Source organism: Marinobacter sp. JSM 1782161 (assembly GCF_011421605.1).
Lineage (GTDB): Bacteria > Pseudomonadota > Gammaproteobacteria > Pseudomonadales > Oleiphilaceae > Marinobacter_A > Marinobacter_A bohaiensis.
This window is the reverse complement of the sequence record NZ_WSSA01000003.1, coordinates 221,416-231,850: the sequence shown is the minus strand read 5'-3', so window position 1 is coordinate 231,850 and position 10,435 is coordinate 221,416. Positions and strand designations below refer to the sequence as shown.

Here is a 10,435-nt window from a genome sequence, read left to right as displayed (position 1 = left end):
AAGTCCTCGACGGACAGCCCGATGCAGCTGTCTGATACCGAAGCGGTTATGCAGACTGAAACCGGCGGTCGCGCCGCCACTGGCGTGTCAGGCGCCATTCTGTTCCTGGTGCCGGTGGCCTGGGCGCTGTTCCAGTTATGGATCGCCTCGCCGCTGCCCTTTATCCTTGAAACGGGCATTTTCAACTCCACCGAAGCCCGCTCTATACACCTGGCGTTCGCCATTTTCCTCGCGTTTGCGGCCTTCCCCATGATCAAGGGGCGGACGCTCAATTATGTCCCGGTATATGACTGGGTCCTGGCCGCGCTGGCTGCGTTTGCGGCCGCCTATATCTATCTGTTCTACGATCAGCTGGCGTCGCGCCCCGGTGCGCCCAATCTGCAGGACATGATCGTCGCCCTGGGTGGCCTGGTTCTGCTTCTGGAAGCCACGCGTCGCGCGCTGGGCCTGCCGCTGACCATCGTTGCCGCGGTGTTCATCGTCTATTCCCTGGCCGGCCCCTACATGCCGGACGTGATCTCTCACAAGGGCGCGAGCCTCGAAAAGCTGGCTTCGCATCAGTGGCTGGGTACCGAGGGTGTCTTCGGTGTCGCGCTGGGTGTTTCGACGAGTTTCGTGTTCCTGTTCGTGCTGTTTGGTGCGCTTCTCGAGCGTGCTGGCGCGGGTAACTATTTCATCAAGGTGTCGTATGCGCTGCTGGGCCACATGCGTGGCGGTCCGGCGAAGGCAGCGGTGGTTTCCAGTGGCCTGAGCGGGGTGATTTCCGGCTCGTCCATTGCCAACGTGGTGACCACCGGTACCTTCACCATTCCGCTGATGAAGCGTGTCGGTTTCCCGGCCAGCAAGTCCGGTGCCGTTGAAGTGGCAGCCTCCACCAACGGTCAGCTGACGCCGCCGATCATGGGCGCCGCAGCCTTCCTGATGGTGGAGTATGTGGGCATCTCCTATCTGGAAGTGATCAAGCACGCGATCCTGCCGGCGCTGATTTCCTACGTGGCCCTGATCTACATCGTGCACCTGGAAGCCTGCAAGCTGAAGATGAAAGGCATTGAGCGCGTCGATCGCCCGACCCTGGCCCAGCGCATGTTGAACTGGGTGGTCCTGCTGATCGGCCTGTGCGTGCTGACGTTTGCGGTCTACTACGGTGTGGGCTGGATCAAGGGCTATGTGGGCGACTACGCCGGCTGGGTGCTGTCGGTCCTGCTGGCGGTGATCTATGTCCTGCTGGTGGCCTATTCGGCGCGCTTCCCGTCGCTGGAAGAAGATGACGGCAACTCGGCCATGGACACCTTGCCGCCGGTGGGGCCGACCGTAAAAACCGGTCTCTACTTCCTGCTGCCGGTGGTGGTGCTGGTCTGGTGTCTGACCGTTGAGCGTCTGTCACCGCAGTTGTCCGCGTTCTGGGCGACGCTGTTCATGATCTTTATCGTGATCACCCAGCGCCCGCTGTTGCACTTCTTCCGCCATCAGGCGGGTAGTCTGGTGGAATCAGTCAAGGAGGGCTTCGGCGACCTGCTGCACTCCCTGGCGACCGGCGGCCGCAACATGGTGGGCATCGGCGTGGCCACGGCGACCGCGGGCATCGTGGTCGGTACGGTGACCCTGACCGGGATCGGCCTGGTGATGACCGAGTTCGTGGAGTTCATCTCAGGCGGCAACCTGCTGCTGATGCTGATCTTCACCGCGCTGATCAGCCTGATCCTGGGCATGGGCCTGCCCACCACCGCCAACTACATCGTGGTGTCCACGCTGATGGCGCCGGTGATCGTGACTCTGGGGGCCCAGAACGGGCTGATCGTACCGCTGATTGCGGTGCACCTGTTCGTGTTCTATTTCGGCATCCTGGCGGACGACACGCCGCCGGTGGGGCTGGCGGCCTACGCGGCGGCGGCCATATCCGGCGCCGACCCGATCAAGACCGGTATCCAGGGTTTCACCTACGATATCCGCACGGCCATCCTGCCGTTCATGTTCATCTTCAATACCCAGCTGCTGCTGATCGGGCTGACCGGCTGGTTTGGCCTGCTGGTGACCATTGCCAGTGCGGTAACGGCGATGCTGGTGTTCTCGGCGGCCACCCAGGGCTTCTGGTTCACCAAGAGCCGGATCTGGGAAACCCTGGCGCTGCTGCTGATTACCTTTACCCTGTTCCGGCCCGGGTTCTGGTGGGATATGGTCTATCCGCCCACCGAACTGCGCCCGGGTGTGGAAATCATGGACCACGTCGATGAGATTCCGCCGGGTGAGAACATGGTGATCAAGGCGTCGGGCATGACCATCGACGGCACCGAAAAGTCGACGTTCATCAACCTGAACTTGCCGGAGGGCGATACCCCCGAGGAGCGCCTGATGGAAGCGGGCCTGGAGCTGCGTCCCGATGGCGACAGGATGGTGGTGGATTTCGTCACCTTCGGCAGTGCGGCGGAGAACGCAGGGCTGTCCTTCGACTGGACCATCGATGCGGTGCAGGCGCACCTTGAGCGTCCGCCGAAGGAGCTGATGTTCATTCCGGCGCTTCTGGTGCTGGCCTTCATCGCCTGGGTCCAGATCCGGCGACGTAACCGCGAAGGCGTTGAGGTCTGACGCGCCCGACCGGCCAATAAAAAAGCCCCGCGAATGCGGGGCTTTTTTATTGATGGCTCGAGTCCGGTCTGGTTAACGGATCAACCAGACGGAACACTAGAGACGACTGATCTTGCGAATTTCCTTCCAGAGCATTTCGTAAGCCAGTGCCGCCGGTGAGCGACTGCGAATACGGGCCACCGGGCAGCGGTTTTCGCCCATCTTCTCGACGTCGCTGGCGTAGGGTATAAACGAGCGCATTCGGTTCTTGAGTGCCTGGGGCGGAGCGTTCAGCATCTCCAGGTGCACTTTCTTGCGGCGGTCGACCAGCGACAGGAATGGATGCAGTTTGGCTGTCTTGATCTTCTTTTCCCGGGCGAAGTGCAGGAGTTGCTCCCAGCTGTTCATCGACAGCCAGGAGGGAATGATCGGTACGAACACCTGGTCCGCGGTCGCCAGTACCTGCTCGGCCAGTTTCGACAGGGACGGCGGGCAGTCGAGGACCACCAGGCCATAGTCTTCCGACAGCGGCTTGAGCCAGTCCTTGAGCATATGGTCGTTGCCGTCTTTCTCCAGGCGCAGGTCCAGGTTGCGGAAGCTCGGGTGCGCCGGGATCAGGTCCAGCTTGTCGTAGGCGGTTGGGCGGATCATCCGGCCCACCGGCGTCTTGCCCTTGACCAGCTTGGCGGCTTTTTCGCCCACCAGATCGGGCGTTTCGCCCAGATACCAGCTGGCCGCGCCCTGCGCGTCCAGGTCCCAGAGCAGGGTGGGGATACCGTGCCCGGCGGCCAGATAAGCAATGTTGACCGCAGCTGCGGTTTTGCCGACGCCGCCTTTGAGATTGTGAAAGGCGATGATGCGCAAGAGGGTCTCTCCGTGGCCAGTTGATTGATCCGCTAAATGGCCACCATTGTGCACCGCAACGTCGCGTTTTGCATGACATGTTGCAAAAGCGGCTGATAGAATGCGGCGCAATAACGAACCGCGACTCGTAACGCGGTTCAATTCAACCATGTGGTCTCTCGTAAGGATCACCGCTGATGGGAGTTTTCCATGCCTGTTATCACTCTGCCTGACGGCAGTCACCGTAGTTTTTCCCAATCCGTTTCCGTGCACGACGTCGCCGCCGATATCGGTGCGGGCCTGGCCAAGGCCGCGCTTGCCGGTCGGGTCAATGGCAAGCTCGTGGACACCAGCTATGAAATCGACCAGGACGTCGAACTGGCCATCGTGACCGACCGCGACGAAGAGGGCGTCGACATTATCCGCCACTCCACGGCGCACCTGATGGCCATGGCCGTCAAGGACCTGTTCCCGTCCGCCCAGGTGACGATTGGCCCGGTGATCGATAACGGCTTCTATTACGACTTCAAGTTCGACCGCCCGTTCACCAACGAAGACCTCGCCCGCATCGAAAAGCGGATGGAAGAGCTGTCCAAGCAGGACTTCAAGGTTTCCCGCTCGGTTCTGTCCCGCGAGGAAGCGGTCAAGCTGTTCGATGAGATGGGTGAGGAGTACAAGGTTCGCATCATCGAGGACATTCCCGGTGATGAAGACCTGTCTTTCTATCAGCAGGGTGATTTCATCGACCTGTGCCGCGGCCCGCACGTGCCCAACACCGGTAAGCTCAAGGCGTTCAAGCTGACCAAGGTGGCCGGCGCTTACTGGCGTGGCGACACCGGTAACGAGCAGTTGCAGCGCATCTACGGCACCGCCTGGGGCAACAAGAAAGACCTCAAGGCGTACCTGCACCGGCTGGAAGAGGCCGAGAAACGCGATCACCGCAAGATCGGCAAGAAGCTGGATCTGTTCCACATGCAGGAAGAAGCGCCGGGCATGGTGTTCTGGCACGCCGACGGCTGGTCGATCTACCAGGAAATCGAGCAGTACATGCGCGACAAACTGCGTCGCCACGGCTATCAGGAAATCAAGACCCCGCAGGTGGTGTCACGCACCCTGTGGGAGCAGTCGGGCCACTGGGACAAGTTCGGCGATGACATGTTCACCACCGAGTCCGAGAAGCACGATTTTGCCATCAAGCCGATGAACTGCCCGTGCCACATCCAGGTCTTTAACCAGGGGCTGAAGAGCTACAAGGACCTGCCGCTGCGGCTGGCCGAGTTCGGCTCCTGCCACCGCAACGAGGCTTCCGGCGCGCTGCACGGGCTGATGCGGGTGCGCGGCTTCACCCAGGACGACGCCCACATCTTCTGCGAGGAAGAGGCGATCCAGGAGGAAGTCTCCAAGTTCATGGATCTGCTGCATGAGGTTTATACCGATTTCGGCTTCACCGAGATTCTGTATAAACTGTCCACCCGTCCGGAGAAACGCGTCGGTTCCGACGAAATCTGGGACAAGGCCGAGGCCGCCCTGGAAGAAGCGCTCAACCGCGAAGGCGTGGACTGGGAACTGTTGCCGGGCGAGGGCGCCTTCTACGGGCCGAAGATCGAGTTCTCCCTGAAGGACTGTATCGGCCGGGTCTGGCAGTGCGGCACCGTGCAGGTGGATTTCTCCATGCCGGGTCGTCTGGGCGCACAGTATGTCGCGGACAATTCCGAGCGCCGTACGCCGGTGATGCTGCACCGGGCGGTATTGGGTTCCTTCGAGCGTTTCATCGGCATCCTGATCGAGGAATACGAAGGTTCCTTCCCCACCTGGCTGGCACCGACCCAGGTGGCGATCATGAATATCACGGACAATCAGCGGGATTATTGCGAGGAAGTCGCAAAAACCCTTGAAAATTCCGGGTATCGGGCGCATGCCGACTTGAGAAACGAAAAAATCGGCTTTAAAATTCGCGAGCACACTCTCAATAAAGTACCCTACCTCGCGGTTATCGGTGATAAAGAGGTTGAAGCCGGGGCCGTTGCCGTGCGTAATCGCAAGGGCGACGACCTGGGTACGATGTCGCTGGACGAGTTCCGGGCCCTGCTGGCCGAGGACGTGTCCCGCAAAGGCAGAAATCAAACGGAGAACTGATTATTAAACAGCGAACGAATCGGGGACGGGCTCCCAAGGCGCCCATCAACGGGAATATAGAAGCCACAGAAGTACGTCTGATTGCTGCGGACGGTGAACAGGTGGGCATCGTGTCCATCGAAGACGCCCTGAAAGCGGCAGAAGAAGCTTCTCTGGATCTGGTTCAGGTTACGAATTCCGATCCGGTCGTCTGTAAGATCATGGACTACGGCAAGAAGGTCTTCGAAGAGAAGAAGGCCAAGGCCGCTGCGAAGAAAAAGCAGAAACAGGTCCAGGTGAAAGAAGTGAAATTCCGACCCGGCACGGAAGAAGGGGATTATCAGGTCAAGCTACGCAACCTGATACGTTTCCTTGAGAACGGGGACCGGGGCAAGATCACCATCCGCTTCCGCGGTCGTGAGATGGCACACCAGGAAATTGGTATGAAGCTCATGAATCGTGTGGAAACGGATATCGAGGAACTTGCCCAGGTTGAGCAACGGCCGAAAATGGAAGGCCGGCAAATGACGATGGTCGTTGCGCCCCGAAAGAAAAAGTGATGCTCCATTGAGTCGCCTGTCCCCCGTCACAGTGCGGGGGATTTGTCGTTCAGGGCACACTGTTTATTGCAATCATAAAATGCGGAGTTTTAGAAAATGCCCAAGATGAAAACCAAGAGCGGGGCCACCAAGCGGTTCAAGCGTACCGCCAACGGCTTCAAGCACAAGCAGTCCTTCACGAGTCACATCCTGACCAAGAAGAGCCCGAAGCGTAAGCGTCAACTGCGCGCTACCAAGCAGGTAGCCAAGGCTGACGTTGCATCCATCAAGCGTATGATCGCGCTTTAATTCAGGTTCAGAAGGAAGGATTAGAGAATGGCTCGTGTAAAGCGTGGTGTCGTCGCTCGTCGTCGTCACAAGAAGATCATGAAGCAGGCCAAGGGTTACTACGGTGCCCGTAGCCGCGTCTATCGTGTTGCCAAACAGGCAGTCATCAAGGCGGGTCAGTACGCCTACCGTGACCGTCGTAACCGTAAGCGCCAGTTCCGTGCGCTGTGGATCGCGCGTATCAACGCCGGTGCCCGCGCCAACGGCCTGTCTTACAGCCGTCTGATCGCTGGCCTGAAGAAGGCCAACGTTGAGATCGATCGTAAGGTCCTGGCGGACCTGGCGATGAACGAGCAACAAGCGTTCAGTGCCGTCGTTGAAAAAGCCAAGGCTGCGCTCGCGTAAGCTCTTTCATCGATTGCATATCGGTTGGGATACCGAAAGGTATTCCGAAAGGGGGAAGAGCATGCTCTTCCCCCTTTTTTATTTCAGGGCCTGTAGAATAGGCCCCGCTGCCAAGGCGCCGCCTGTTTGTCACCCGGCTTGCGGCAGCGTATTCACGAGAGCGCCTGAAAAAGGGCCCGGTCATCGGACCCGGTCATTTTTCAGGGGTGTCTCATCCCAGGCAAAGAAAGCAGTCACATTTGGAGCAGGGTCAATGGAAAACCTGGAGCAACTCGTACAGGACGGCCTGAAGGCGGTCGAGCAGGCGCAGGACCTGCAGGCGCTGGATCAGGTGCGTGTTGATTATCTGGGCAAGAAAGGCGTCTTGACGCAGCAGCTCAAATCCCTTGGTCAGCTGTCGGCGGAAGAGCGTCCGGCGGCGGGCCAGAAGATCAACCAGGCCAAGGTCCAGGTTCAGGATGCCATCAACGCCCGTCGCGAATCCCTGGAAACCGCCGCCATGGACGCGCGTCTGGCGGAAGAGTCCATTGACGTGACCCTGCCTGGCCGGGGCCAGTCCCGGGGCGGTCTGCATCCGGTGACCCGCACCATGCAGCGCATCGAGCAGTTCTTCGCCCAGGCTGGCTACAGCGTCGAGCAGGGGCCGGAGATCGAGGACGACTACCACAACTTCGAGGCGCTCAACATTCCCGGCCACCACCCGGCGCGGGCGATGCACGACACCTTCTACTTCAACCCGGGCACCCTTCTGCGGACCCACACCTCGCCGGTGCAGATCCGTACCATGGAGAACGACAAGCCGCCGTTCCGTATGATCTGTCCGGGGCGGGTCTATCGCTGCGACTCGGACATGACCCACACGCCCATGTTTCACCAGATCGAAGGGCTGCTGGTTGACACCAACGTCAGCTTTGCGGACCTGAAGAGCACGGTGGAGGAGTTCCTGCGGGTGTTCTTTGAAAAGGATCTGGCGGTGCGCTTCCGTCCGTCCTATTTCCCGTTCACCGAGCCGTCCGCCGAAGTGGACATCGAGTGGGGCCGCAATCCGGATGGCTCCATCAAGTGGCTGGAAGTCATGGGCTGCGGCATGGTGCATCCCAAAGTCTTTGAGTATTGCGATATCGATCCGGAAACCTACCGGGGGTTTGCCTTCGGCATGGGCGTCGAGCGGCTGGCCATGCTGCGCTACGGCGTGAACGACCTGCGCATGTTCTTCGAGAACGATCTGCGCTTCCTGCGTCAGTTCCGCTGATCGGCAGGTCAATTGGGTTTCAGGATTAACGGCATCAGGACAAGGCGAAGAGCATGAAATTTAGCGAACAGTGGCTGCGTGAGTGGGTCAACCCGGAAATCGACACCCAGGCTCTGGTGGATCAGATCACCATGGCGGGGCTGGAAGTCGACGAATTTGAACCGGTGGCCGGAGAATTCAGCGGTGTGATCGTGGGCCTCGTGGAATCGGTTGAGCCGCACCCGGATGCGGACAAGCTACGCGTGTGTCAGGTCGCCGGTGGCGAGGAAACCGTCCAGGTGGTGTGTGGCGCGCCCAACGTGCGTCCGGGGCTGAAAGTGCCGTTCGCCACCGTGGGTGCGGTGCTGCCGGGCAACTTCAAGATCAAGAAGGCCAAGCTGCGTGGCCAGCCGTCCAACGGCATGCTGTGTTCCGAGTCCGAACTGCAATTGTCCGACAGCCACGAAGGCCTGATGGAGCTGCCCGAATCCGCCACCGTGGGTGAGGACATTCGCGCCTACCTGGGGCTGGACGATGCCATGATCGACGTCGATCTGACCCCGAACCGCAGCGATTGTCTGTCGATTCGGGGCCTGGCCCGGGAAGTGGGCGTGCTCAATCGCCAGCTTGTTGAAGGCCCGGCCATCGACCCGGTCGAGCCGGTGCACTCCGATGTCATGGACATCCGCGTCGAGGCGCCCGACGGCTGTCCGCGTTACCTGGGCCGGATCATCCGCAACGTCGACCTGAGCGTCGAGACGCCGCTGTGGATGCGCGAACGTCTGCGCCGTTCCGGCATCCGCAGCATCGACGCGGCGGTGGACGTCACCAACTACGTGATGCTGGAGCTGGGCCAGCCGCTGCACGCCTTCGATCGCGAGGAGCTCAAGGGTGGTATCGTGGTGCGCTGGGCGGAGCAGGGCGAGAAGCTGGTCCTGCTGGATGGCCAGGAAGTCGAGTTGACGCCGCAGACACTGGTGATCGCCGATCACGAGAAGCCGGTGGCCATCGCCGGCGTGATGGGCGGCGAACACTCCGGCGTTGCCGAAAGCACCCGGGACATCGTTCTGGAAGCCGCCTACTTTGATTCGATCTCCATTGCCGGCAAGGCCCGTCAGTTCGGCCTGCATACCGATGCGTCCCACCGCTTCGAACGCGGCGTCGACCCGCAACTGACCCGCGATGCCATGGAACGCGCGACGGCCCTGCTGCTGGAAATCGTTGGTGGGGAAGCGGGCGAGATCGTGGAAGTCCGTAGCGAGATTCACCTGCCGTCGATGCCGGTGATCGAGCTGCGTCAACAGCGCGTTGACGACGTACTGGGGCTGGCCATCGACCGCACCGAGATCGAGGAAATCCTGACCCGTCTGGGGCTGCACGTAGACAAGCTGACCCGCGAGGGGTGGATGATCGGCGTGCCCAGCTACCGCCCGGACATTGCCATTGAAGAAGACCTGATCGAGGAAGTCGGCCGCATCTACGGCTACAACAACCTGCCGGTGACTGAACCGGTAGGTAGCCTGGCCCTGCGCGAGGAAGCCGAGGCGGTGCGTCCGCTGTCCAGCATCCAGTCGCTGCTGGTCGATCGCGGCTACCAGGAGGCGGTGACCTACAGCTTCGTTGACGAGAAAGTGCAGAAGCTGATCGATCCCGGACACGAAGGCATCGCCCTAGCGAATCCGATTTCCAGCGATATGGCGGTGATGCGCACCTCCCTGTGGCCGGGCCTGCTGCAGACTGTCGACTACAACCAGAACCGCCAGCAGTCGCGCATTCGGCTGTTCGAAACCGGCCTGCGCTTTGTGCGCCGGAGCGATCAGTCCATTGAACAGGTTCCCATGCTGGCGGGCGTGGTGAACGGTCCTCAGGACCCGGAAAGCTGGGTGAATGGCCGTCGCAAGGTGGATTTCTACGACGTTAAAGGCGATCTGGAAGCGCTGTTTGAGCTGCTGGGCATTGAGGTCGAATTCGTCGCCGGCGAGCATCCCGCGCTGCACCCGGGGCAGACCGCAGAGCTGCGTCGGGACGGCGAGTTCGTCGGCTGGCTGGGAGCGTTGCACCCACAGGTTCAGAAAAAACTCGACCTGGATGGCACGACTTTCGTGTTTGAGCTATTCTTGAATTCGATCGTTTCCGGTTATGTGCCTAATTTCAAAGAATTTTCAAAATTCCCGGAAGTTCGCCGGGATTTGGCTATCATTATCAGGAACGAATTGACTTACGCTGAGGTTCAGCGCATCGCCCGTGACCAGGCCGGGGAGCACCTGACCGGGGTTCGCGTGTTCGATGTGTTTGAGGGCGAGTCGATCGGTCGTGGGCAGAAGAGTCTGGCTCTGAGTCTGTTCTGGCAGCATCCGGAACGGACGCTGAACGAAGAGGAAATCCAGGGCTGGTTCAACGCGGTGATTGAATCCCTCAAGACTGAGCTGGGAGCAACACTGAGGAGTTAACG

8 protein-coding genes are annotated in these 10,435 nt (G+C 60.3%); 7 read left to right on the top strand and 1 reads right to left on the bottom strand.

Annotation, left to right across the window (positions count from 1 at the left end; translation table 11 throughout):
- The first annotated feature begins 21 nt into the window (after window positions 1-21).
- A complete protein-coding gene (locus GQB00_RS13895) occupies window positions 22-2,583 on the top strand; it encodes a TRAP transporter permease (RefSeq protein ID WP_228276813.1) in 2,562 nt (853 codons plus the stop codon).
- Between the two features lie 96 nt (window positions 2,584-2,679).
- Here the strand turns inward: GQB00_RS13895 and GQB00_RS13890 are convergent, their stop codons facing one another.
- Window positions 2,680-3,426: a ParA family protein gene (locus GQB00_RS13890; RefSeq protein WP_165856780.1), complete on the bottom strand. Its 747-nt coding sequence runs from the start codon at window positions 3,424-3,426 to the stop codon at window positions 2,680-2,682.
- A gap of 189 nt (window positions 3,427-3,615) precedes the next feature.
- Here GQB00_RS13890 and thrS point away from each other — a divergent pair, with 189 nt between their 5' ends.
- From thrS to pheT, 6 genes are all read left to right on the top strand, one after another.
- Window positions 3,616-5,541 carry a threonine--tRNA ligase gene (gene thrS / locus GQB00_RS13885; RefSeq protein ID WP_111497799.1) on the top strand — a complete coding sequence of 642 codons (1,926 nt, stop codon included), beginning with the start codon at window positions 3,616-3,618 and terminating at the stop codon, window positions 5,539-5,541.
- A complete protein-coding gene (gene infC, locus GQB00_RS13880; RefSeq protein ID WP_165857097.1) occupies window positions 5,538-6,080 on the top strand; it encodes a translation initiation factor IF-3 in 543 nt (180 codons plus the stop codon). Before thrS ends, infC begins: the two co-directional genes overlap by 4 nt.
- Before the next feature lie 96 nt (window positions 6,081-6,176).
- Window positions 6,177-6,368 carry a 50S ribosomal protein L35 gene (gene rpmI / locus GQB00_RS13875; protein ID WP_111497797.1) on the top strand — a complete coding sequence of 64 codons (192 nt, stop codon included), beginning with the start codon at window positions 6,177-6,179 and terminating at the stop codon, window positions 6,366-6,368.
- A 27-nt stretch (window positions 6,369-6,395) separates the two neighbouring features.
- Window positions 6,396-6,752, top strand: coding sequence for a 50S ribosomal protein L20 (rplT, locus tag GQB00_RS13870; RefSeq protein ID WP_111497796.1), 357 nt, complete (start codon window positions 6,396-6,398; stop codon window positions 6,750-6,752).
- Between the two features lie 253 nt (window positions 6,753-7,005).
- A complete protein-coding gene (gene pheS / locus GQB00_RS13865) occupies window positions 7,006-8,004 on the top strand; it encodes a phenylalanine--tRNA ligase subunit alpha (RefSeq protein ID WP_165856779.1) in 999 nt (332 codons plus the stop codon).
- Window positions 8,005-8,057: 53 nt separating this feature from the next.
- Window positions 8,058-10,433: a phenylalanine--tRNA ligase subunit beta gene (pheT, locus tag GQB00_RS13860; protein ID WP_165856778.1), complete on the top strand. Its 2,376-nt coding sequence runs from the start codon at window positions 8,058-8,060 to the stop codon at window positions 10,431-10,433.
- Window positions 10,434-10,435 lie beyond the last annotated feature (2 nt).